The following is a 25360-nucleotide window of genomic DNA, read 5'->3' as shown; positions in this document are numbered from 1 at the left end:
CCACATGCTAATATAAACAAGATAGGCTGCTGTTAAAATCAACAGTGGTTTCTGCTTTTTGTTAAACCTTCCGAGGTTCTAGGAGTGCTGTTGGAGATGAATGCTCCCTTACCCAAAGCCCCCATTAACTGGATTGCAGTGTTTGCATTGGTGTTATTACCCATTGTCGCCCTGATTGCAATTCCGTTATATGCGTATCACCATGATTTTAGCGCCGCCGCTTGGATCAGCATGTTTGTTTTACTGGGCGTAAGCAGCCTTGGCATTACAGCAGGATACCATCGCCTGTGGGCACATCGTGCTTATGAAGCCACTCTACCATTAAAAATCATCTTAATGATTATGGGTACATTTGCTGTACAGAATAGTATCTTGTTCTGGGCATCTGGTCACCGTACTCATCATCGTCATGTCGATGATGTGGATCAAGATCCGTACTCGATCAACAAAGGTTTCTGGTATGCACATATCGGCTGGATGTTACGTGATTATCCATCAGGTGTGGCAAACTATAAAAATGCGCCAGATCTGTTAAAAGACAAAGTGGTCATGTTTCAGGACAAATACTATATTCCATTAGTGATTGCCGTTCATGCTGCTATTTTGCTTCCAATTGGCTGGGCAGTCGGCGATGTCTGGGGAGTCTTGCTGCTGGGTGGATTAGTGCGTTTAATCCTGAGCCATCATGTGACTTTCTTCATCAACTCGCTGTGTCACATGTGGGGTAATCGTCCTTATACCGACGAAAACACTGCACGTGACAACTTCGTACTTGCGATTGCCACCTGGGGTGAGGGTTATCATAATTACCACCACATTTTCCAGTACGATTACCGTAATGGCGTGAAATGGTGGCAATACGATCCAACCAAATGGTTGATCTGGACCTGTTCTAAACTGGGTTTAGCCAAAAACTTACGTCGTATTCCTAGCTTTAATATCAAAAAAGCAGAACTGGCAATGAAGTTTAAATATGCTGAACAGGATCTTGCGGTGTATGGCCATGATGTTTCTGAAGACATCATTACTGTGAAAACCAAGATTGCACAGGAATATGATGCCTTTACCCAAACTTTAAATGACTGGGCCAAACTGAAAGAGCAAGAAATTCAGGTGAAAAAGGCTTCTATGGCAGAAAAAATTCACCAGATGGATGACAAACTGAAAGTTGAATTCCAGCTGGTTGAACAGCGTTTATCCCATCACCGGGCAACCTTAAATCTACTGGTTCGTAATTTGAAAAAATCAGCAGTATCTTAATAAAAACTGCTCACAAAAAAGCCCCAATCGGGGCTTTTTTTATGTCTGAAAGATAACTTGAACTCTCGTTTATACAACAGTTTTCTACAGGCAACTTTGTTATAGTCAAGGTATTCCAAGCCTGTACTGAGTGCCATGTATTTTAACTCTCGTTATCAAACCCTTCCTGCTGCCCTTTACCACCATCAAGTTCCGCTACCGTTGAAAGGCGCAAAAGCCGGGCATTTTAACGTAGCTTTGGCAGAACAACTGCAATGGTCAGATGAAGACAAAGCGCAATGGGTCGAGATGTGTAGTGGTCAGAAAGTCTTTGCTGAGTTTCAACCCTTGGCCATGGTCTACGCAGGTCATCAGTTTGGTCAATGGGCTGGACAATTGGGAGATGGTCGCGGCCTGTTAATTGCACAGATCCTTGATCAGGAAGGTCAGACTATTGACCTGCATTTAAAAGGTGCGGGTGCAACGCCCTATTCGCGTATGGGTGATGGGCGTGCAGTACTGCGTTCGGTGATTCGTGAATATCTGGCGGGTCATGCTTTAAATTCTTTGGGTGTAGCGTCGAGCAATGCGGTTGGCTTTACTTCCTCAACGCAAGGCATTCAACGCGAAAAGCTCGAACCCGGTGCAATGATGTTACGTACCTCAGACTGTCATATTCGTTTCGGGCATTTTGAATGGATCAATCAATATCAGCCGGATCTGCTGGCTGAATTTACCCAGAAATGTATTGAATGGCATTATCCGGAATGCCTGCAAGCCGAACAGCCGATTCTGAGCTTTGCCACCAAAGTTATTCAGCGCACTGCCGTCATGATTGCCAAATGGCAATTGGTTGGTTTTGCACATGGCGTGATGAATACTGACAACCTGAATATTACCGGTTCAACTTTGGACTTTGGTCCTTATGGCTTTATGGAGCGCTTCCGTCCGAACTGGATCAATAACCATTCGGATTATCAGGGGCGTTATACCTATCAGCAACAACCAAGTATCGGGCACTGGAACTTGTGGCAATGGTTAAACAATCTGGTTCCCCTCTGCCCTGCGGATTATGACAAAGAACAATGGAAACAGGATCTGGCCTACTGTCTGGAACATTATGAGCAGACGTTCTTGGAACATTACAAACACGGTTTAAACCAGAAAATGGGCTTGCCAAGTTTTCATAAAGACAGTTTTGATTGTGCGATGGCATTTCTACGCATTTTGCAAAGCGAGCAACTGGACTACACTCAGAGTTTTATCCGCCTGCAAAATAAAGACTATGACGCTATTAAAGATGATTGTCTGGATCGCCGTCAGTTTGAAGCTTTCCTGACACAATATGAAACTATTCGTGCACATCAGGATATTGAAGAACTGGATGCCGCCATGAAGCAAGCCAATCCGCATTACATTCTGCGCAATCACATGGCACAGAAAGCCATTGAACTGGCAGAGCGGGATGATTTTTCTGAAGTAGACCGCCTGTTTAAATTATTGAGTCAGCCTTATCTGAAACAGTCAGATCTGGAACAGCCTGAAGATTTAGCACCATTGCCAAGTGATGTGCCAGAAGTAATGGTCAGCTGTTCTTCTTAATTTATTCACATCTAAAATAAAAACTGTGGATAATTTAAACACTATCCACAGTTTTTTTATTTATTCACAGCTTATGACCTTACACACTCTTACTGCCCAAACTGCTTTAAAACTTCCTGAAGTAACAGTCACCCAGCCTTTTGGCAAGGGCTGTGATGTTTATAAAGTCATGGATAAAGTCTTTATGCTGACTTTTCATTTGCAAAGTAAAGCTGCCATTAATTTAAAAGTCGAGCCTGAGCACGGTGCAATGCTGCGGGATATTTATCCATATATTCGTACTGGCTGGCATATGAATAAACAGCATTGGATTTCAGTTTACGAGGAGGAAGATCTGGATGAATCTTTGATTAAAGATTTGGTGCTGAATTCTTATGAGTTGGTTGTGGCAAAATTGAAGAAAGTTGAAAGACAGAGAATTTCTCTATTAAATACTAAAAATTAAATAACCTAATACTTCAAGAATAAAATTTCATTGCTCATGTGAGGATGCATGTCAAATATAAAAATGATAGGGATTGCTTTAACCATACTAGTCTTAATCTATCTATTTCCTCAATTCACCAAACCCACTTTAAGCAAGGAGGAACGCTTAGCGCAATTCTCCCCTCCAGGACTCATCACAGATTATTTTAACCGTACAGGGGTCGCTCTTATTAAAAATGAATCGTCTCATTTTCAAAAATTTAATAATCAAATTTATTACTTTTTCCCCATTCCACTTGCTCGATATGGCGTTCCCATTCCAGAAGCGGATGTAAACTCATTTAAAACATTGGCTCAACATTTCCATTGGAAAGATTCTTTTGATCAAGATCAAAATCGAAGAAAAAATATAGCCCTAGATAAGAACAATGTGTATTGTGGATTTCAAAAAATTCCTAATCTAAGCCCTTCTCGTTTAATTTATCTGGGAGGGGGCTATCTGACTGATCATCAAAATACTTATTTTTGTGATTGGAATTTTAGGGCAAGTTCAGATTCGATCGATCCTACTTTATCTGAAAAAATAGATGCGATGTTATTGGGGAGAAAAATTACAAAATCAGGATACCACTACCCTCTATATCAGTTAAAAAATGGTAAGCAAAACTATAAGCTAATAATTAAAAATATCATGACGAATGGTGAATCGACTTATGTTGAAGGACAACAATTAAAATCAACAGATCCATATCACTTAAGATATTTAACCTCCTTTCAACCCCATGAAAAAATCTGGCAAGAAAACAGCTATATCACAGATCAAAAAAATGTTTTTTATAAACATGAAATTTTAGATTTAAATTACAATGACGCTTTAAAATCCATTCCATTTGACTTCGAAATTTACTTATATGACCCACTAAGCGATCGCTATTTTTATCAATCACATAAAATTGATTATCCAAATCTAAAGATAATTAAAAAAGATGACAATCATACCTTTTTCCCAATTTTTACTTCTGAGGATCAAATCGCTTTTTTTAATACTCAAAAGCTTCAACTCGAAGTCCTCAACAAAAATCCCTTTATCTCAGAACTTCACAGATTATCCCCAAGTGTATTCAGTAATGGTAAGCACATTTATTTTTTTAGAAAATATCAAACCTTCTCAAGCACTTTATTCATGTTTTTTTCTGAATTATGCTCAACAACTTCAGAAATTAGAATGCTAAACAATATGCCCTTCTCTCAATGGAAAAAAGAGGAAGATCTGTTCATTCAGTCTCCCTTATATAAAGGGATTCCAATCAAAGGGAGTTTTTGGACATATGGAGATCGACTTTTTTACCTCCCAGAATATGGAAGCTGGACTGAATCTATGTTTGAGGTGAGACAGAGCACTACAATTGATCAATTACGTAAAAATCAACTGAGCTACACTCAGGCAGAAGAATTATTAAAAAACCCGGACATATTCAAGTCAGTAAAAGGTAAAACATTCAGCAAAATTAAGGATATTCAACGTTTTTGCTTTAAAAACATTTTTTCTTAAGGCAATCCCACCGCCTACTTGATATCTATTTATGTAAGTGAACATTTATTTAGTGATAAACTTTTATGAGTTGGCAATAGTAAAGTTAAAGACAACTGAGATACTGAGGATTGCGCTTTTGAAAAGTGCAGTGTTCTCTGTCTAATCTAGATACTAGTGTCTAGTCCCGAAAAAAAGCGAACCATACCTGATTCGCTTTTTTATCTCAATCCCAAATCAATCTTCAGGATATTCAAAACGGTAACCGACACCGTACACCGCCTGAATCCATTCATGACGATTGCCAGTTTCAGCCGCATCTGAAATCTTACGGCGCAAATTCTTGATATGACTGTCAATCACACGGTCTGCCACATCAAAACTGTCCGGATTAATATGATCCAGCAATTGTGCACGTGAATATACCTGTCCGACATGTTCCAAGAATAACTCCAGCAAACGGAATTCGGTCGGCGTTAGGTTCAAAGCTTTTTGCTGGTACCAGATACGCTGCTGGGATTTGTCCATACGGAATAAATCATTGCTTTCCGGTTCTGATTTACGATCCAGACGACGTAACACAGCCTGTACACGCGCAACTAGTTCTTTCGGACTAAATGGTTTACACAGATAATCATCTGCACCCATATTCAGACCCAATACCCGGTCAATTTCTTCAGTACGCGCGGTCACCATAATAATCGGCAAATCTGACTGTTCACGCACTTTACGGCAAATGGTCAGACCATCCATACGCGGCACCATCAAGTCCAAAATCATCAGACTCGGTTTACGCTGGGTAAAACTGTTATATGCTTCCTGCCCATCATGAAACATACTGACCTCAAAACCAGCAGCTTCCAGATAGTCTCGCACCAATTGTGCAAGTTCGATTTCATCTTCAACCAGCATGACATGTTTCATCAATATATTTCCTTTAGGGTTTCATTTGTTTAGGAAAACTCAGTTTGCAGCGTAAACCACCGAGTGGTGAATGCGCAAAGCTTAAGCTGCCACCCAGCGCCTGCGTAATTTTACATGATAATGCCAAACCAAGCCCAGTTCCGCCAGTCGCCCGGGTACGCGAATCATCGACACGGTAGAAACGCTCGCCAATCCGCGCCAGTTGCTCATCGCTCAAACCAAATGGACTGTCATCGACATATAAGGTCCATTCTTTCTCATCCTGCGTGCTATGAATATGCACCTGCCCACCCGCTTCAGTATAGCGAATACTATTACTGAGCAAGTTGGCCACAATCTGTTTAAAGCGGTCCAGATCCAGATTTAACTCAGTATCTTCGCCATTTGCGGTGACCGTCAATTTGGCCTGTTCAAAGTTTGGCTGGAAGTTGATCAGTTCCTGCTGTACCACCTCCCACGGATTCACCGTCGAGAAGTAAAATTGCAATTGCTGCGCATCGGCCTGTGCCAATGCGGCCAGATCCTGTGTCAGTTTTTTCAGGCTGGTGACCTGCGCCAGCATGGAAGCAAAATGTTCAGGGGTGGGTTTACGAATCCCATCCTGCATCGCTTCAATCTGTGCCTGCAATACCGCCAGTGGCGTTTTCAATTCATGTGAGGTATCTGCCACCCATTGACGGCGTGAGGTTTCATGCTGATCCAGAATCACAGCCAAGGCATTTAATTCATTGGACAAATCACCCAATTCATCATTGCGGTTGACTTTGACCTGATACTGATAATTGCCTTGGGTCAGAGCACGCGTACCATTCAGCAAACGTTGAATTGGTTTCTTGAAATAAGTCGCCAATAACAAGGAGGCAATCAGACTGGCCAAAATACTGAGCGCATAGACCAAGAACAAATAACGCTTTTGATTACTAAAAAAATTAATACTTAAGGCATCATCCTGATCCAGAACCGGCTTTAAGCCCAAATAGCCGACAATCTGATTATTCACCATAATCGGGCGATAGGAAATCTGCTCATCTGAAGCCTCACCGACCACAAAGCGCCGTTTTGCATCATACAGCGAAAGACGTGAACTGAGACCAAGACGATCCGGCATCTGGATAAACTGCTTCTTGCCGGTCGGCTGCTGTGCTGCTTGTTCGCCATTCTTACGGTCAGTTCTAAACAGATTCTGATTGGAACTCAGCGGAAATTTTAGGCCTTCAAAGGGCTGAAACTGAGAGGGTAGATTGGAAGCCAGGAGGCGTAACTCTTCTTCATTGACCTGACGCGGTGGCAAAGCCGGATCGACCATACTGGGTGCGACTTGAACCAGGGTCTGTTCCTGAAAATAGCGCTGCTGCAAGGCAATATCATACTGACGGCGCAGCCACCAGCGTGATAAACGGTCATAATCATCTGGGGCGGCTTCCCCTTCCATTTGTAGAATCTGGGCCTGAATCGCATTGCCCCAGTCCTGATACACCGCATAGACATCCGCCAGATTTTTAATCACATAATCCAGTTTCTGCATTTCGACATCAGCCACATAGCGGGCGAAATTACGCTGCATATTCAGATGCAGTACACCCAGACTCACTGTGGTAATAACCAGCGTGGTCAACAGTACGGTCAAAAATAGACGTAATGCAATCGGAATACGACGAATGTTCAAAACAGAAATCTCAATTTTTCTTCTATATTCATTATTGTAGCGAACATGGCATCAAAAAACTCTTCATTGTTTCTTCATCTTTATCGTTTAATCTTTACCTGACATAAAATCAGGTTCTTGACGGGAATAAATACAATGCAAGCCATGACAAAAATAGCCTTAATCAGTGCCAGTGTTCTTTCTATGGGTGCTTTGACTGCCTGTCAATCTACCAGTAATGTACCGAACAATGATCATCGCCAAATGATGAAACATCATCATGAGGGTAAAAAACAGCATCATCTTTCGCCTGAACAGCGCGAGCAGTTTAAGGAAAAGCGTGCGGAACGTCTGCAATTTGCCAAACAGCTGCAACAGGCCTGTGACAATAAAGCCGTAGGTTCAGCGGTTCAAATCAAGGCCGGTGATAAAACCATTGATGGCAGCTGCACTATCGTTTTTAAAGCCGATCGTAAAAACATGCAAGGCCAGCGCGGTGAACACCGCGGCATGAAAGGTGAACATCGTCCAATGCGTGCCGATGTCCGTGGCGGCATGATGCGCGGTGAAGCATTAACTGATGCAAAACGTGCAGAATTGACCAAACAGTTTGATCAACGTCTGGCTCAGCGTCAGGCAAAACAACAAGCGATGCTGCAAGCCTGTCAAGGCAAGAAAGATGGTACTGCTGCACAGATCAAAGCAGGTGAACAAACAGTGAATGGTCAATGTCATGTTCGTTTCCAGCCCAAAACATCTGCCTATTAATGCATAGGAATCAATGATTCACGACAAGCACCTTCGGGTGCTTTTTTATTGCGTGCTATTTACCCTGGATAGTTGACTATTCGTATCATACAAAATATGACTAAAGCCTTTATACTCAATATGTTTAATACGTCATGCATATTAATCTTTGACTTTACAGTCACCAAGAAATCCCCCTGAAAAGCTTGTACCGCAGGGGAAGATGTTGCAGGATTAGAATCATTCCAAACCGTGTCAGTGAAGATACGTTTTTAGTTCATCTAAGATTATAACGCTGGTTAAACCAGTATTGAGGAAACCGATATGCCACAATACAAAGCGCCTTTACGTGATATGCAATTTGTGTTGCATGAATTATTAAATGCTGAACAACACTATGCAAATCTCCCTGCATTCCAAGAAAACGTAAGCCGTGAACTGGTAGATCAGTATTTAGAAGCTGCGGCTGATTTCTGTGAAAATGAACTCTCTCCGATTAACCAGGCGGGCGACCGTGAAGGTTGTACCTGGAATGACGGCGTGGTGACTACACCAACAGGCTTTAAAGAAGCGTATCAAAAATACATCGAGCTGGGCTTCCCTTCACTTTCTGCTGAAGAACAGTATGGCGGTCAAGGCTTACCGAACTCTTTAGGGATTACCATCTCTGAAATGGTCGGTACTGCGAACTGGGCATGGGGCATGTACCCTGGCCTGTCTCACGGTGCGGTTCGTACTTTAGAACACCACGGTTCAGCTGAACAAAAAGATGCTTACCTGCCTAAACTGGTTTCAGGTGAGTGGACTGGTACCATGTGCCTGACCGAATCGCATGCAGGTTCTGACCTGGGTATTATCCGTACCAAAGCTGAACCACAAGCGGACGGTAGCTATGCAATCTCTGGCGAGAAGATCTTTATCTCTGCTGGTGAACACGACATGGCTGAAAATATCATTCATATCGTACTTGCTCGCCTTCCTGGCGCACCGAAAGGCACCAAAGGTATCTCATTATTCATCGTACCAAAATTTAACCTGAATGCTGACGGTTCGATTGGCGAGCGTAACGGTGTACGTTGTGGTTCGATCGAACACAAGATGGGGATCCACGGTAATGCGACTTGTGTCATCAACTTTGACAATGCTAAAGGCTTCCTGATTGGACCTGAAAACCGCGGCCTGAACTGCATGTTCACATTCATGAACACAGCACGTATCGGTACAGCAGTTCAAGGTCTTGCAGCATCTGAAGGTTCATTCCAAGGCGCGCTTGCATACGCAAAAGATCGTCTGGCAATGCGCTCTCTTTCTGGTCCTAAAGCACCAGAAAAAGAAGCAGATCCAATCATTGTGCATCCTGCTGTACGTAACATGCTTTTAACTCAAAAAGCATATGCAGAAGGTGGTCGTGCACTGGTTTATCTATTAGCACAATATGCTGACGTGGTTGAACATGCTGCAGAAGAAGCTGACCGTAAATTTGCGGACAACATCCTGTCATTGCTTACTCCTATTGCGAAAGCGTTCCTGACTGAAACCGGTTCTGAAGCTGCGAAACACGGTGTACAGGTATTTGGTGGTCACGGCTTTATCTCTGAGCACGGCATGGAGCAAATCGTACGTGATACACGTATTGCCTGCCTGTATGAAGGTACGACTGAAATCCAGGCGCTTGATCTGTTAGGCCGTAAAGTTTTGGGTACTCAAGGTGCAATGTTGAAAGACTTCACCAAGATCATCCACAAGTTTGCTGAAGCGAACAAAGACAACGCTGGTTTGAAAGAATTCGTTGAACCATTGGCTGCCTTGAACAAAGAATGGGGCGATCTGACCATGCAGATTGGTATGCGCGCGATGCAAAACCCTGAAGAAGTGGGTGCGGCTGCAGTCGATTACCTCTACTTCTCTGGTTATGTCACTCTAGCTTACCTATGGGCACGTATGGCATTGGTTGCTCAGGAGCAACTGGCTGCGGGCACCACTGAGGTTGATTTCTACAATGCCAAAGTGACGACAGCACGCTTCTACTTCAAGAAAATCCTGCCACGCGTTCGTTCACACGTTGAAGTGATTGCGACAGGTGTAGAGCCATTGATGAACCTGGATGCGGAACACTTTGCATTCTAAGTTAGTCTCAGACTAGCTACATTTCAGAAAAAGGACGGTCAATCAACAGGCAGTCCTTTTTCTTTATAAAGAGTTACAGAATTAACCTTTAGTCGTCTAACATTCAGATTTTGAGTGTTTTAGACTGATTAAAACTCATTTAATCAAACAATAAACAGGTGACACACCATGCCAATTTATAACGCGCCACTTGCCGATATGAAATTCATCCTGAACGATGTCTTCAATGCAGAACCGTTCTGGCAGGCCAATGAAAATCTAGCGCATCTGGATGCTGCAACAGCAGAAGCCATTCTTGAAGAAATGGCAAAATTTTCGCAAAACGTGACCCTGCCACTCAATCGTAGCGGTGATGAAGAAGGCGCAAAATATGAAAATGGCAATGTGACCACACCTGCTGGCTTTAAAGAAGCATTCAAACAATATGCAGAAGGCGGCTGGATTGGTCTGGGCGCAGATATGGAATGGGGCGGCCAGGAAATGCCGAAAATGCTGACAGTACTTTCTGATGAAATGCTGTTCGCGACCAACCCGTCTTTCATGCTGTATCCACTGCTTTCTGTTGGTGCAGGCATGGCGCTGAACAGCTACGCTTCACAAGCACAAAAAGAAACCTATTTACCTAAAATTTATTCGGGTGAATGGTCAGGTACCATGTGCTTAACTGAGCCACATGCCGGTACTGATCTGGGTATTATCAAGACCAAAGCTGAACGTAACGAAGATGGCACTTATAGCATCAGCGGCACCAAGATTTTCATCACGGGTGGTGATCATGATCTGGCTGAAAATATTATTCACCTCGTTCTAGCGAAAACCCCAGATGCCCCTGCTGGCTCTCGTGGTATTTCCCTCTTCATCGTCCCGAAATTCCTGGTCAATGAAGATGGTTCTATCGGTGAGCGTAACCCGGTCGGCCCAGGTTCAATCGAACACAAAATGGGGATCAAGGCATCTGCGACTTGTGTGATGAACTTTGACGGTGCCAAAGGCTACCTGGTTGGTAAAGAAAACGAAGGTCTGGCGGCGATGTTCGTGATGATGAACTATGAACGTCTGTCGATGGGTATCCAAGGCTTGGGCGCTTCTGAGTTTGCTTACCAAAACGCTGCACAATATGCGACAGACCGTTTACAGGGTCGTAGTGCGGCTGGCGTTCAATCACCAAACAAACCTGCGGACAGTATTCTGGTGCATGGTGATGTACGCCGTATGCTGTTGAATGTGCGTGCCAATAATGAAGCTTCGCGTGCATTCGCCGTGTATGTAGGTCAACAGCTGGATATCACCAAATTCTCTACTGATCCTGAAGCGGTGAAAAAAGCCAATGACCGCGTGGCACTACTCACGCCAATCGCAAAAGCCTATTTAACCGATACTGCCTTCCAGGCAACATTAGATGCGCAAATGGTGTTTGGTGGTCATGGCTATATCCGTGAATGGGGCGTGGAACAATGTATCCGTGACCTGCGTATTTCCCAGATCTATGAAGGTACCAACGGCGTACAGTCACAAGATTTAATCGGTCGTAAAACCATTAAATGTGGCGGTGAATATATCTCTGAATATATCTCTGAAATCCGTGACTTTGCCAACAGTCTGGATGCAGACCTAAACTTCATTAAAGACGCCACTTTGGATGCAGCAACTGAAGTCGAATCGGTGACTCAGTTTATTCTGGAAGCAGCAAGAGAAAGTCATGATTTCCCGAACTCGACCGCGGTCGACTATCTGCACGCTGTCGGTCTGCTCAGCTTCTCGTATATGTTCGCACGTATTGCCAATGCTGCGAAAAATAAAGAAGGCGAGTTCTATCAAAACAAACTGGCTTTGGCGAATTATTTTGTGCAACGCATTCTGCCTGAGCTGGCTCTACGCATCACCAAAGTAAAATCAGGTTCTGACCTGATCATGAACTTCTCTGAAGATTACTTCACGACTCAAGCTTAAGCTGAAACAGCCATAATCAAAAACGCCTGCTTGATGCAGGCGTTTTTATTACAATTCGAAACTTAAACTTTCTGAATCATTAAAGAATCCGGTTGATTATTGCTTTTCGGATTCAGATGTTTATTCACAATTTTGATATTCCCCTCTGACTCTAAAGACTCGCAGAGTTCCACCACCTTTTGCATATCTTCAGCCTTAATGCCTACGCCGAGGATTAATTTTTTTCCGGCTTCTAATTGGTCAATTTTTGTTTGAATTTTATCTAACACTTTTTTCTCCTATTTATTCAATGTACCACCCATACAATATAGCAATTTAGTCTAAAAAAAGCGCAAAAGTTCAAATAATTTAATCTTTATTTTTCATCCAATCATTCTGTGCATAATTTTTGCAGGTTATTCTCTAAGTATCGTTTATATCAAATAAAAATCAGGAAGATCTTATGCCGAAACCCCATCCCAAAGTTGAAAAACTTGAAGCCCTCCTCGACCGTTTTGGTAATCTTGCTGTAGAAAGTTTTCATTATATTGCCCTGTTTGTAATTGGCTGTATGGTGATCTGGTCTGCCGGTCATACCGTCGTCGACATTCTAACCGTTAAACAGTTCGCCACCATTGACGATATTCTTTTACTGTTCATCTATCTCGAACTCGGTGCCATGGTGGGGATCTATTTTAAAACCAATCATATGCCGGTACGCTTCCTGATTTATATTGCCATTACCGCACTGACCCGCTTGCTCATTGCGGACATTCAGCACACGCATAAAGCCAGTATGGATCTGGTGATTATTACCGGTTCGATCCTGATTATGGCATTTGCCATTTTAGTGGTGCGCTATGCGTCATGGACCTATCCATCGGTGATTCGTGACAAACACAGCGAGAAACCAGTGCCACAAGGCAAAACGCCTCGTCCGGAAGATGATGAGTTGGCTTGATATAAAAATCCCCCTTGAATAAAGGGGGATTTTTAACTTAACGATTCGGCACCAGCACATAACGTCCATTTTCATAAATCCAGTAACTGCCACGCGGTGGTGCAGGTAAGCCCAGACGCTGCCAGTCACTGATAACGCTATATCTTGAACTTTCAATTCGAGCCACATTCGGATCGCCATTCACCCAGCTATAGCTATTGGAATTTTGATAAATGGTGGTCGGCACCTGATACTGGATATTGAGACCACTTTGACTTTGAGCCGGCGGATAACCCCAATGGGTCGGTCGTTGCGGGTAATGTGGTCTAGGTGGCATCGGACGCTGCGGATAAGAGTGCCGTGGTGGATCATAAGAGCGTGATGGTGCAGCGCGGTAATTCGGCTTAGAACGTTCAACCCCTGTATATCCGCCCCAAGCGTTTCCGGCCATCGTCTGTGCAGAAGCCCCCAATAGCAATGCAGCAAATATTGCACTCAATAACACTATTTTCATTTGAGCTTCCTCTCAATCACTCGTTTATATTTTAAACAAAATAAATGCAGAAAATATGAATACGCTTACTGACCCTGCAATTTTTTGTAATGTGCCTGCGTATTTTCAATCTAGCAGGCCCATCGGCAGGCGACTGCTTTATGCTAAAATCACTTTTTTAATGTTTCGAGTTGAATACCGTGTCTGATTTAAATTTCGATCGTTTACATGAATATTTTTCTAAAGTGCCGAGTGTTCAAAAAGAACGGATTGATAGCTATGGTTCAGATGGCAAACAGGCATGGTGGTTTAAATTTCAGATCAATGTAGATCATCCGTTGGCTTGGCAGACCGTACAGGAACTAGGTCATGTCCTGAATTATATTTCTAAAAATGAACGTCTTCCGACTCAGTTCCTGCCAGTATCGCCACCACCGTATATGAATGGTGTCGCCAAAGATTTCTTGTCTTGGGTGATTCAATGTAATCATGCCGATTTCCCGCCAAATGTCGTATGTGACTGGCTAGAAGCACGTTTACCCAATCCGGTCGACCATGAAGAGCAATGGAAAATTAAAACGGATCTTGCTGAACTTGAAGCATTGTCCGATAAAGAACTGGATGAACTGGTTCCACCGAATCCGGGGCCTTAAAAAATCCCTCCTACCCTCCCTTTAAAAAAGGGAGGTAAAGTCCCTCTTTTCAAAAGAGGGATTTAGGGAGATTATTAGAGATGCTAAAACGTCGACCAGCCGCTCCATTCCATAAAGCGATACAGCCAATATTTAGACCATGAATTGTCTTCATATTGTCTATAGTCCACACTCATCACACGGCCATTCAGATTTGACCATGCACCATCAAAATATTGTTGGGCATCTTTAAACACTTCTGCCTGATGCTGACCCAGCACGCGCATATTGGTTTCCAGATTATAGTTTTTCAGATTGCGTGCGGTGAAATTGGCCGAGCCTAAAATCATTTCAGCCTGCTGAGCATTACGCTTCATCAATATTTTGCTATGACATTGCTCACCCTGGGTATTGCACCAGCGTACATCAATGCCTGCCTTGTGCAGTTCCGAAGCCACCTGTCGGTTTGGAATCCCGTTTTTCTCACGGCCAAAAGCATCTTTATTGGGATCGAGTAAAACCCGAACCTTAACCCCGCGTTCATGCGCCACGATCAGACTTTTAATAATCTTGCGCTCGGACAGATAAAACATGGCCAGATCAATCTGTTCATTTTCTTTCGCCGTCTGAATCAGATTTAAAGTCGCATCATAAATGGCTTTTTCCGTCAGTACCTGAACTTGTGGCTGGGTATTTTCTGCCTGAAAATCGCCCGCGATAATGGCCGGCATATTGGCCTGTGACATGATACCAACCGATTGTTCTGTTCTCAGAATATCCACGGCTGTGGTTCCCCAGACCAATAAACCGATATTGGAATGCCGCGAACTCCCATCATGCGGATTCATGGAGGTGACCAGCGCTTTCCAGCCCTGATCGGTGTCTACCACCAAGGTTTTACGATGATTGGCTTTAAAGTTAAATAAATCAAAATAACTGCGCAGAGTAATTTTTTCTGGGCCAAATGGATTCGGTAACCAGCCTTTTTCCGGATTATTACCAATGCCCTGGCAACATAAATACCAGAACCCCGACCAGCTCGGATTGGACGCCCGCAAAGGGATCAGATTGGTTTCAATCACATCGATACCATGCTGACGTAACTTACGATACTGCTCGGACTGAATTCCGCCATAAACCGAATTGATCGGATCGGTAATGAACTTGATTTCAACTTGCGGTTGCAGCAGACGTTTACTGATTAAGGCATCGCTCAACTGTTGACTCAATGCCTGATGCTGCTGCGTAGATGCACCGGTTTGCTGATTAAATAAAAACATATCCAGCACAATCAGCGATTTGGCCTCTTCAATCATTTTCAGCATTTCATTAAAAATGCGATGATCTAAATGCTGTTTTCCTTCTGCATCCAGATAAGTCTGATCGGCCAGAAATTTGACTTCGGCATGGCGCAGCTTGCCCGTATAATTCAGACCTTCCGGCAAAGGCTTATACGTGTGGTAGATCGCCGAAGCCAGATAACCCAAGGCCAGCATACTAATGATCAAAGCCGCATAACGGCGATTTGACCAGTTCAGTTTATTGTGAATTCGTTGAAAGATACGCATAAGAAAAAACCTAACCCAATATGCTCAGGCTAGGTTTTATCAGATGATTTTTCAAGTCAATTTCAGTGACATCTCTTTGATTTGGTCAGTTATTTCATCACTGCTTTAGAAATCATACTGCACACCGACGCTAAAGTTACGACCGACTTGCGGAATATTCGACAGGAACGAGGTATGGGAATAGACCTGATCATCGAGCAGGTTATTGGCCTTGAAATACACCCGATAAGCATTGTTATCTGCAAGGGTATTGGTATAGCTTAAGCCCAGATTGACCATGTTGTAGCCTTGGGTTTCCTCTTCATAGCTGGCAATCTTGTCCTGATTGAAGACATGATAATATTCAGCCAAACCTGACCAACCATCGGCAAAATCTGCTTCCACTTTGCTGCCTAAGCGACCGGCAGGAATACGTGGTGCATTCTCAGCTTCAATTTTGCCACGCACATAATCGCCAAAGACACTCAGCTTGTACATATCATTGATCTGACAACCGGCTTGAGCCTCAGTGCCATAGAATCTGGCCTGGTCTTGGGTATATTGCACGCCGCGCAAATTACCTTTCTGCGCTACCGTTTCGCCATAAATATAATCATCAAACCAGTTGTGATAGACATGCACATGGTAATCCAGTTTATCCCCTGCATAGTGCAGACCTAATTCAAGATTATTTGACCTTTCTTTATCAAGATCAGGATTCCCCACTTCATAGGTATTGGTCGCAAAATGCAGACCATCAGCATACAGCTCTTGCGCTAGAGGCAAACGCTGTTGATGTGATCCCACTACAGACAGTTTGTAATTCGGTGCAAACTCCCAATTCGCAGCGGCAGAGGCAGAAACACCCGTACCGGAATAATCTTTTTGCTCCGAATCCACTTTTACTTTTTGATGATCGACACGTGCTCCAAGTTCAACATGAACATCGCCGAACTGCTTATGTTCTAAAGCAAAAAGGCTGTATTTTTGGGTTTTGGTATCTGCCATCAACACATCATGATTATGATCCGCATGCTCACTATGATCGTGCTCATGTCCTTCATGATCATGTTCTGCATGACTATGCGATTCTGGAGCCGATAAATTAATTTTCTGCTGTGAAAGCTGGGTGCCAATCACCCCTTCCCAACCTGCAACAGGAACATGCACCAGTTCTAGACGTGCATCATAGCCCTTGCTTTTAAAGTTACTGATGACTGCATTTTCTTCCAGCTCATCATGTTCATAATCGGTAAAGCTGGCATGCGCACGCAATTTATCAAAACCGGCAAAAGGCTGTTCAAGTTCGGTACGAACATCATAACGCTCAGAGTTTAAATCTACCCACGGCCCCGCTGTTTCTTCATGATCATGCTCATCTTCGCCCGGTTTTGGACAGTGAAAATGATCGCCATGAATTTCACAGCCATGATATTCATGGCTGTGTCCTGGCAGACCATACTGATCCTGACGGTTGCTATAAGACAAACCAACAAAACCACGGTCATGGATCCATGAACCGCCAATATTCACCGTTTGCCCTTCGGCAAAGGTATTGTCTACACGGCGCTGTTTATGAAAATGTGAGTGATCTCCATGAGACTCTTCAACGACATAATCTGGTGCAATATAATCATTGGCCTTACGTTTTGAGCCTTCTACACGCAAAGCAAAGTTTTCACCAATTCCAGCCGTAATTCCTGCACTCGCCAGTTTCTCATCACTACCGGTGTTATAGCGCAGACCGACTGTACCTTCCAGACCATCTTCAGGCATTTGCGTTGGAATTTTCTGATCGGTGACATTGACCAGACCACCCACTGTTCCTGCTGCATAGAGTAACGTCGATGGCCCACGAATCACTTCGACCTGTTTTGCCAAAATCGGATCGACGGTGACGGCGTGATCTGGAGATAACGTCGAAACATCGGCTGTCTCTGAAGCATGCTGCAAGACTTTGACACGTGGCCCATCTTGCCCACGAATCACCGGACGGCTGGCCCCCGTACCAAACTGGTTAGAATATACGCCCAGTTCATCTGCCAATGCATCTCCAATGGTGGTTGCACGTTCAGACAAGGCTTTCTGATCTACAACATGATCCGCTACCGCAAAGTCCGCTGCAGTCTGCACCAGTGGATGAGCTTGCACCTGAATGGTGTCCATGGTCTGCACGGGAATGGAAGATGAGGTCTGTTCTGCAAAAACTGTAGGGGCAGCTACAGCAAAAATTGAAAGTGTTATTAGATTCTTAGGGAAGGACATGACTGAAGCTCAAATTCACCATTTTGGATAAATGTTATAATATAACATTTCATTGTTTTTGCAATCCTTTACGATAATCCTTCGCATATTTTATTAAAATGTGTTTTCTGGTTATTTTCATCTTTAAAAAAACTTTTATGCCCTTTACCCTGTCTCATGCTGTACTTGCGCCACCTCTTTCACGTTTAAGCGAAAACCGGCTTCCGATTGCTGCATTGGCGATTGGCTGTATGGTGCCCGATTTACATCGTCTGTTTAGTTCCAGCAATTCGAATGTTACGCATTTATGGTCCTCGCTGATTCATCCAGACCTGTGGATCGGGTTGGGCTTTTGTGCAATCTGGTATGCTCTATATCGGCCAGCCATTTACCGCTTTGTCGGAATTCAGCATGATCTAAATATTCACACTCTCATTTCAGCATTCAAGTTTTTTCTGGTAGTTTGTCTGGCGGTGATCATCGGTACTGCCACGCATTTAATCTGGGATGGTTTGACTCATGTAGACTTTCGTACTTTTGCTTTTCATGATTTTCTAGCACGACCATTTCAGCTTTTTGGACACAGTTATCCGCTGCATCGAATTTTACAAATCGGCACTTCCTTTCTGGCCTTACCGTTTATGCTGTGGATGAGCGTGCATTACTATAAAAAACATCAGCAATATCTGGCAGTGAACCTGAAAATCAAAGCTTATGCCTGCGGATTATTGCTGTTTTCGATATTCACTGGCCTATTTTCAGTCTGGGATTATGCACGTTATATCTCTACAGAAGTCTGGCAATCCGATCTGTACTATTTTACCGGCCGTTCCATCAATCAATTCAGTCAGGGTTTTCTGATCACCTTTAGTCTGGGCTGTTTGCTGTTTTTATTTTTAGATCGCGATCGCCGGATGGGCTAAGCAAAGTGCTGGCTTTTATCTCATTCACTTTAAAATGATATTGTTTTTGACCCAAGTTCTTGTGACAACATGCCCAAAGAGGCATAATCCTACCTTTACTCAAAGCGGTACGCTGTTTACGTATTCGCTGACCTTAACCCATATAGTTGGATTTCTAACGCTATGATGCGAACTCATTACTGCGGTTCTTTAACCGAAACTCAAATTGACCAGACTGTAACATTATGCGGTTGGGTTCACCGTCGCCGTGACCACGGTGGTGTGATTTTCCTTGATATGCGTGACCGTGACGGTCTTGTTCAAGTGGTTATTGACCCGGATACCCCTGAAGCATTCGCAACTGCGGACAAAGTACGTTCAGAATTCGTATTAAAAATTACAGGCCGTGTACGTCGCCGTTATGAAGGCACAGAAAATGCCAATATGGTGAGCGGTCAGATCGAAGTCTTGGGTAAAGAAATTGAAGTTCTTGCTCAGTCAGACACTCCTCCATTCCCTTTGAATGACGAAAACACCAATATTTCTGAAGAAATTCGTTTGAAATACCGTTTCTTGGACATCCGTCGTCCAGAAATGTTAGATCGCCTACGTTTCCGTTCTAAATTGACCAACCTGATTCGTAACTACTTCGAAGACAATGGTTTCCTAGACGTTGAAACGCCTATTTTGACCCGTGCAACCCCAGAAGGCGCGCGTGACTATTTGGTACCAAGCCGTGTATCAAACGGTAGCTTCTATGCACTGCCACAATCTCCACAGCTATTCAAACAGTTGTTGATGGTCGGCGGTATCGATCGTTACTACCAAATCGCAAAATGTTTCCGTGACGAAGACCTGCGTGCAGATCGTCAGCCAGAATTTACCCAGATTGACGTTGAAACATCGTTCATGAGTGACGATGACATTATGGATTTGATGGAAACCTTGACGGTTAAAATGTTCAAAGAACTTTTAAATGTTGAATTCGACAAATTCCCACGTATGACTTATGCCGATGCAATGCGTGACTATGCATCTGACAAACCGGATATGCGTATTCCTTTGAAACTGGTTGACGTTGCAGACATGATGCAAGACGTTGAGTTCAAAGTATTCGCAGGTCCTGCTAAAGACCCGAAAGGCCGTATCGTTGCGCTTCGCGTACCGGGTGCAGGTTCATTGCCACGTAGCCAGATTGATGAATACACCAAATTTGTCGGCATCTACGGTGCAAAAGGTTTGGCTTATATCAAAGTCAACGAACTTGAAAAAGGTATCGAAGGTCTTCAGTCTCCAATCGTAAAATTCATCGAGCCAATCGTGCTGGATCTGTTGCAACGTGTGGGTGCTGAAAATGGCGACATCGTATTCTTCGGTGCGGACAAAGCCAAAATCGTAAACGATGCGATGGGTGCTTTACGTATTAAGGTCGGCCATGACATGAAATTGGCAACATGTGAGTGGGCACCGCTTTGGGTCGTTGACTTCCCGATGTTCGAAGAAACTGACGATGGCAAATGGACCTCTGTGCATCACCCATTCACGCTACCGAAATCAAGCGTTGAAGAGGTGAAGAACAACCCGGGTGCTGCACTTTCTGTTGCTTACGATATGGTATTGAACGGTACTGAAGTTGGTGGTGGTTCGCTGCGTATTCATAACCTTGAAATGCAAAAAGCGATTTTTGAAGCTTTAGGCATTGATGAAGAAGAAGCGGAAGAGAAATTCAGCTTCTTGCTCAATGCTTTACGTTATGGCGCGCCTCCACATGGTGGTTTGGCATTCGGCCTTGACCGTCTGGTAATGTTGATGACTGGTGCATCTTCAATCCGTGACGTGATCGCATTCCCGAAAACCAAAACTGCGGAATGTCCATTGACGCAAGCACCGGCACCAGTTGAATCAAACCAATTGCGTGACCTTGGTATTCGCTTACGTGAAAAACCAAAAGCTGAATCTCAAGAATAATTCTTGAAGATTTAAGTGAAAAGCCCTGCCTTGCGCGGGGCTTTTTTTGTGTGATTGAGTCGACTCTGGAACAGTGGCATAATAGCGATAGTTTTTAATCTAAGGTAATTCGCAATGGCTATGCGTCCTGCAGTTCGTAATCGCAGCATTATGCTTATTGTATTTTCAGTGGTTCAATGGCTGTTCATGCGTTATATCCTTGCCAACAACCTGTTCAACCTCGATACCAATGAACGTATTGTATATTTCTGCCTGAGCAGTATTTTAGGTGCCTTACTGATTTTCGTCGGTTTGATTTATATGGTGCTGAAGGGCAATCCAGATAAAGACCTATAATCTGACGCTCTGGATAGCATGTACACCTTACTCAAAAATTTCTCCAAATTTCCATTAAGATTTATTCAAAATCTTGCGCAACTGGCTGGATCTCTTTTGTATCTCAGCCATTCTTCTGCACGCCGAGTAACTGAGATTAATCTGGCCTCTGCCTATCCTGAACTTTCGGAATCTGAACGCGCTGATTTAAGTAAACGCAGCCTGAAAAGTCAGTGTATGACCTATGCGGAATCGGTCAAGATTTGGGGTTCATCACCAGATTATGCGCTGTCTTTGATTCGAGATGTACATGGTGCAGATTTATTTATTCAGGCTTTAAAAAACCCGCATGGCTGCTTGGCGGTAGTGCCTCATTTTGGTACTTGGGAGCTGTTGAATGTCTGGGTCAATCAACATACCTCCCCTGTGATTATGTATAAGCCCAGCAAAAATGAAGATGTCGATCGCTTTATGCTGGAAGCTCGGCAACGTCTGAATGCGACACTGGTTCCGACCGATGATTCTGGTGTACGCGCTTTATTTAAGCATCTCAAACAGGGTGGTTTTTCTGCGATTTTACCAGATCATGTCCCTAAAGAATCTGGTGGAATCTATTCTTATTTTTATGGTCAAAATGCGCTATCTTCTACGCTTCTTTCCAAACTTGCGGCTAAAACACAATGCTCTGTGGTTGGACTCAGTTGTTTAAGACGTGAAGATTTATCGGGTTATGATATTTACGTGACTGAATTATCAAATGATATTTTATCGAAGGATTTACAGCTTTCCGTCGATACTTTAAATAAAGAAATGGAGCGCATGATTAATGTTGCTCCAGAACAGTATTTGTGGGGGTATAAAAGGTTTAGGAAGGTAAAAAAATAAAAAATAGACCTCTTGCGAAAGTATGCTTTTACCTAATTTTTGAATCAGCTAAAACCTTATAAAAGATAGCTTGCGGCTATTTAAATTTTGACCAACCAAAAAGGTCTAACATTTATATACAACTTACCTAGTTTAACAATCTGCTTTTTAAACCTTTATGAAAAATTATTAAAATTTAAAAAGCAGATCTATATAATATTCTTATTTCAAATTTAATATGAGATTGATTTGAATTATCAGTTAATCCAATTCAAAAAATATTCGAATATTCCAAATGATATAATTCCCAATAAAAAACCATATAAGCTATACCTTATTTTTATTTTATTCTTAATTTTTAATAATTTAAAATCTTCAGATGTTTTAATATGGTGCCCCCAACCCATATGTTCAACTGCACTGTTTTCTAAGATAGCAGCAGACATTCCCATTTGATGATACTGTTTTGAAATATTTGCCTCTGTAATCGAAGAATCAATATTCCGATAATAAGGTTGTATTATCATATAGTCTTTCTTTCTTCTAAGCCCAGGATTAAAACTAAAACCTTTCCATGTATCATCATTGCTTCCCAATATAAAGTAAGAAAAATCATCAAGGGAATATTTATCTCCTAAATAATGAAATGGGTAACGTTTATGTACATCATTCTGAAAGTTTCTTAACCAAACTTGTAAGATTTTAGAGTTATTTTCCAACACTCTTTTAGACTCTTCGATAAAATTAATACGATAAAAATTCCAATCATCTTCACAATGGAAAATATAAGGTGTATTTACAAAACTATAAGCTAAATCAATAGACTTTATTTGTCCTAATTTAGGTTCATTAATAATCACCCTAGTAAAATCTTTCCAGTGTTGAGGTATTGCCTCCCAGACTCTTTCATCACCAGAATCTTCAGTTATAATTACCTCTCTAACTGGATAAGTATTAAATCTATCGATTGATTCTAAAGTTTTTTTTAGTAATTTAAAGCGCTTACAACTTGTTAAAACAATAGTTACATCACTTTCTTTATCAAACTTCATTTCATTACCTTATTTAATTTGATTAATTTTTCCCAGAAACTCAAATCCAGATTTAACTGTGGAAGATCTTTTACTTCAAAGACCCTTTTGATAACATCATACAAACATTCATCCAGCCTATGTTTTTTGGGATCAAATTCAATAAAATCAGCCCGATTTAATTTCCAGTTATAATTAATACCTTTATAATGTGCATAATAAAAATTTTTACTTAATTGAAGTTTTTTTGATTTCACAGTGTGCACTTTCCACTGTACATCATTTTCAATTTTTTGAGGATTTATACACCATTTATAGTCACTTTCCCATTGACTCTTGTCATAGTAAAAAAAATTATTAAATCTTCTTAAATCTGTTTTATATAAAGGGATAGATTCTATCCATCTTCCCGAAATTTGTACTCCTGGTACTTTTTCTAATTCCTCAAAAACGGATTTTTTATTCTCATTGAGAATTAGCTCATCTACATCTACGTTAATTACACCTGAAGCATATTTTAAAAAACGTTCCTTAGCATGTTCCATCATGCCATATTGACAAAAATCAGAATCCCATGGTGCATTTTTAACCTCTGCTGATGTACCACCTTGTGGGCCATATTTAAAATTCCAAGGAACGATAATAATATCTACTTCCAGTTTCTCTTTAATCAAGTACTCTTTTAATTCTTCCACACTATAATAATCAGAGTTATTGTCATAAAATAACACTGCATCAATTAAATGAATTTTTTTATAAAATTTTATCCAATCAGAAATCCATTCTAATTTATTATTCTTAGATAATGTAAACAGAACTTTTTTATTTTTAAAAACATGATGAAAATTTTCATTAACTACAATATCAAACTCTAGCCCAGTCCCCCCCCATTGAAATAATTTAATTTTACTATCACTATAAAACCAATTTCTTTGTGTACGATCAAGCATAGTAATATGTAGGTCAGATTGTGTACATCTCCCATCTAAAATGAAATTTTTTTTATTGTATAAATTTTCTAATCCATATGAAGGAGGACCTGAAAAAACAAGCTTATCATCCGACATAAAAACATCAAAAGCTAAAGTATAAAAATCAAATTTTTCATTATAATCACTTGATTTACAACTATCACTTCTTGGAGATTGTCTTTTCAATATGCTGTTGGTGGGCAATATACAAGGAGCTACTTCAATGATTTTCACAAAATTAACAGACATAACAAAAAACCTTAGCCACTTAAATTTACTTTAAAAATATATTTAACAGAGTTATTAATAATATTAATTTTGAAAATCCCAAAACCTGGAGAGTCAACATTCTTAATAACCACATACAATAAGATATAAAATACTATTTTCCCTAATAACCCTATAACCAACGAAAACAATACTTAAAAAAATTCTAGGAGAACTTTATTTAAAAAATAAAAATGGGGAAGCTTGGTTAATTAAAACCGTGACGAATCTACCACAATCTCTCTTTTTACACTAATACCTAAATATTTCAATTGACGAAGACCTAAATTAATTTGGGTCTTTATTCTTCTCATTTTAAACTCCGATTTTTCACTCGCAGTTAAATCAAAATTTAATTTATTCTTTACCTGTGCAATTACAGATTCATGTATATATTTACATGGAACGGAATATTCAGGGCACTTATCACTTTGTAATAATGCAGCAGGCTCAATTTGATATGCTTTTAACTCATAACAACTATGAATAAATTCATCAGATAAACCAATAGCTCTTTTACTCATAAAATCTAATAATATTCTAGCTCCAGTTGGATATAGCACATATCCGCCCGTACCACTTCGATCAATGTAAATTTCAAAAAGATTGTAATGGTTATCTGCTAAAGAATATGCCAATTTCTTTGAAATAGTTTTTTTTCGACCATGCACTTCCAAATTTACATAGTCAATATCAGTGAATTGTTTTAAATCATTTAATATATTTTTAAAATCTTTAACTAAAATCGCATCATCTTCTAAAACAACACAGGGTTCATTGTGTTCAACAATATAATCCCATGCTTTTTTATGACTTAAGAAACATGCGAGTTCTGATTGCTTCATTGGACGCTGACCACCAAATGCCATACGTTTGTAGTCATCTTCTGAAAAATCATGAATTGATACAGCTGATAAACGTTCAAACTCCAATTCAAGGTCTTTAAATTGAGCTTGTTGTTGCGCCAAACGATCTTTAGACTGATCTAAATTAATTAATAAAACTTTCATTATTTA

Annotated in this window: 22 protein-coding genes; 13 read left to right on the top strand and 9 right to left on the bottom strand. The window is 41.6% G+C overall.

Annotated elements, in window-relative coordinates:
• The first annotated feature begins 96 nt into the window (after positions 1 to 96).
• The 4 genes from FTU82_RS06875 to FTU82_RS06860 all read left to right on the top strand — a co-directional run bounded on the left by FTU82_RS06875 (position 97) and on the right by FTU82_RS06860 (position 4819).
• Positions 97 to 1260, top strand: a complete 1164-nt coding sequence (locus FTU82_RS06875; protein WP_005095770.1) for an acyl-CoA desaturase — start codon at positions 97 to 99, stop codon at positions 1258 to 1260.
• Positions 1261 to 1395: 135 nt separating this feature from the next.
• Positions 1396 to 2841 carry a YdiU family protein gene (locus FTU82_RS06870; protein WP_180101173.1) on the top strand — a complete coding sequence of 482 codons (1446 nt, stop codon included), beginning with the start codon at positions 1396 to 1398 and terminating at the stop codon, positions 2839 to 2841.
• A gap of 73 nt (positions 2842 to 2914) precedes the next feature.
• A complete protein-coding gene (locus FTU82_RS06865; protein WP_064102305.1) occupies positions 2915 to 3286 on the top strand; it encodes an MmcQ/YjbR family DNA-binding protein in 372 nt (123 codons plus the stop codon).
• Between the two features lie 48 nt (positions 3287 to 3334).
• Entirely contained in the window at positions 3335 to 4819 is a 1485-nt protein-coding gene (locus FTU82_RS06860; protein ID WP_180101172.1) for a DKNYY domain-containing protein, read from the top strand.
• Between the two features lie 216 nt (positions 4820 to 5035).
• Here FTU82_RS06860 and FTU82_RS06855 read toward each other — a convergent pair whose 3' ends face one another.
• Together FTU82_RS06855 and baeS are read right to left on the bottom strand one after the other, a co-directional pair.
• The gene (locus FTU82_RS06855) at positions 5036 to 5722 is read right to left on the bottom strand and encodes a response regulator (RefSeq protein ID WP_004278304.1); all 687 of its coding nucleotides are present in this window, start codon (positions 5720 to 5722) and stop codon (positions 5036 to 5038) included.
• A 13-nt stretch (positions 5723 to 5735) separates the two neighbouring features.
• A complete protein-coding gene (gene baeS / locus FTU82_RS06850) occupies positions 5736 to 7388 on the bottom strand; it encodes a sensor histidine kinase efflux regulator BaeS (protein ID WP_159138715.1) in 1653 nt (550 codons plus the stop codon).
• 135 nt (positions 7389 to 7523) lie between these two features.
• On the opposite strand from baeS, the gene FTU82_RS06845 reads away from it, so the two are divergent.
• The 3 genes from FTU82_RS06845 (at position 7524) to FTU82_RS06835 (ending at position 12191) form a co-directional block, all read left to right on the top strand.
• Complete coding sequence (locus FTU82_RS06845; protein ID WP_180101171.1) at positions 7524 to 8135, top strand: hypothetical protein; 612 nt, start codon at positions 7524 to 7526, stop codon at positions 8133 to 8135.
• 303 nt (positions 8136 to 8438) lie between these two features.
• Entirely contained in the window at positions 8439 to 10241 is a 1803-nt protein-coding gene (locus FTU82_RS06840) for an acyl-CoA dehydrogenase C-terminal domain-containing protein (RefSeq protein WP_180101170.1), read from the top strand.
• Positions 10242 to 10409: 168 nt separating this feature from the next.
• A complete protein-coding gene (locus FTU82_RS06835) occupies positions 10410 to 12191 on the top strand; it encodes an acyl-CoA dehydrogenase C-terminal domain-containing protein (protein ID WP_180101169.1) in 1782 nt (593 codons plus the stop codon).
• 62 nt (positions 12192 to 12253) lie between these two features.
• Here the strand turns inward: FTU82_RS06835 and FTU82_RS06830 are convergent, their stop codons facing one another.
• A complete protein-coding gene (locus FTU82_RS06830) occupies positions 12254 to 12460 on the bottom strand; it encodes a hypothetical protein (protein ID WP_005095746.1) in 207 nt (68 codons plus the stop codon).
• A gap of 173 nt (positions 12461 to 12633) precedes the next feature.
• Between FTU82_RS06830 and FTU82_RS06825 the strand changes: the two genes are divergently transcribed.
• Positions 12634 to 13131, top strand: a complete 498-nt coding sequence (locus tag FTU82_RS06825; RefSeq protein ID WP_005172599.1) for a phosphate-starvation-inducible protein PsiE — start codon at positions 12634 to 12636, stop codon at positions 13129 to 13131.
• A gap of 37 nt (positions 13132 to 13168) precedes the next feature.
• On the opposite strand, the gene FTU82_RS06820 is transcribed toward FTU82_RS06825, so the two are convergent.
• A complete protein-coding gene (locus tag FTU82_RS06820) occupies positions 13169 to 13624 on the bottom strand; it encodes an RcnB family protein (protein ID WP_180101168.1) in 456 nt (151 codons plus the stop codon).
• Between the two features lie 179 nt (positions 13625 to 13803).
• Here FTU82_RS06820 and FTU82_RS06815 point away from each other — a divergent pair, with 179 nt between their 5' ends.
• A complete protein-coding gene (locus FTU82_RS06815; protein ID WP_180101167.1) occupies positions 13804 to 14256 on the top strand; it encodes a hypothetical protein in 453 nt (150 codons plus the stop codon).
• An 83-nt stretch (positions 14257 to 14339) separates the two neighbouring features.
• Here the strand turns inward: FTU82_RS06815 and FTU82_RS06810 are convergent, their stop codons facing one another.
• The gene (locus FTU82_RS06810; protein WP_180101166.1) at positions 14340 to 15803 is read right to left on the bottom strand and encodes a phospholipase D family protein; all 1464 of its coding nucleotides are present in this window, start codon (positions 15801 to 15803) and stop codon (positions 14340 to 14342) included.
• A 105-nt stretch (positions 15804 to 15908) separates the two neighbouring features.
• Entirely contained in the window at positions 15909 to 18047 is a 2139-nt protein-coding gene (gene znuD, locus FTU82_RS06805) for a zinc piracy TonB-dependent receptor ZnuD (RefSeq protein ID WP_180101165.1), read from the bottom strand.
• Between the two features lie 137 nt (positions 18048 to 18184).
• Between znuD and FTU82_RS06800 the strand changes: the two genes are divergently transcribed.
• From FTU82_RS06800 to FTU82_RS06785, 4 genes are all read left to right on the top strand, one after another.
• Positions 18185 to 18949, top strand: a complete 765-nt coding sequence (locus FTU82_RS06800) for a DUF4184 family protein (RefSeq protein WP_180101164.1) — start codon at positions 18185 to 18187, stop codon at positions 18947 to 18949.
• A 162-nt stretch (positions 18950 to 19111) separates the two neighbouring features.
• Positions 19112 to 20896, top strand: a complete 1785-nt coding sequence (gene aspS / locus FTU82_RS06795) for an aspartate--tRNA ligase (RefSeq protein WP_180101163.1) — start codon at positions 19112 to 19114, stop codon at positions 20894 to 20896.
• Positions 20897 to 21010: 114 nt separating this feature from the next.
• Entirely contained in the window at positions 21011 to 21232 is a 222-nt protein-coding gene (locus FTU82_RS06790) for a hypothetical protein (RefSeq protein WP_004733007.1), read from the top strand.
• An 18-nt stretch (positions 21233 to 21250) separates the two neighbouring features.
• Complete coding sequence (locus tag FTU82_RS06785) at positions 21251 to 22096, top strand: lysophospholipid acyltransferase family protein (RefSeq protein WP_180101162.1); 846 nt, start codon at positions 21251 to 21253, stop codon at positions 22094 to 22096.
• Between the two features lie 236 nt (positions 22097 to 22332).
• Here the strand turns inward: FTU82_RS06785 and FTU82_RS06780 are convergent, their stop codons facing one another.
• The 3 genes from FTU82_RS06780 to FTU82_RS06770 all read right to left on the bottom strand — a co-directional run bounded on the left by FTU82_RS06780 (position 22333) and on the right by FTU82_RS06770 (position 25354).
• The gene (locus FTU82_RS06780; protein WP_180101161.1) at positions 22333 to 23127 is read right to left on the bottom strand and encodes a glycosyltransferase family 2 protein; all 795 of its coding nucleotides are present in this window, start codon (positions 23125 to 23127) and stop codon (positions 22333 to 22335) included.
• A complete protein-coding gene (locus FTU82_RS06775; protein ID WP_180101160.1) occupies positions 23124 to 24326 on the bottom strand; it encodes a hypothetical protein in 1203 nt (400 codons plus the stop codon). Before FTU82_RS06775 ends, FTU82_RS06780 begins: the two co-directional genes overlap by 4 nt.
• A 230-nt stretch (positions 24327 to 24556) precedes the next feature.
• On the bottom strand, positions 24557 to 25354 hold the full coding sequence (locus tag FTU82_RS06770) for a glycosyltransferase family 25 protein (RefSeq protein ID WP_180101159.1): 798 nt from the start codon (positions 25352 to 25354) through the stop codon (positions 24557 to 24559).
• Positions 25355 to 25360: the final 6 nt, after the last annotated feature.

The sequence above is a fragment of the Acinetobacter sp. YH12151 genome, assembly GCF_013418355.1.
Lineage (GTDB): Bacteria > Pseudomonadota > Gammaproteobacteria > Pseudomonadales > Moraxellaceae > Acinetobacter > Acinetobacter pseudolwoffii.
This window is presented reverse-complemented; position numbering and strand designations above follow the sequence as displayed.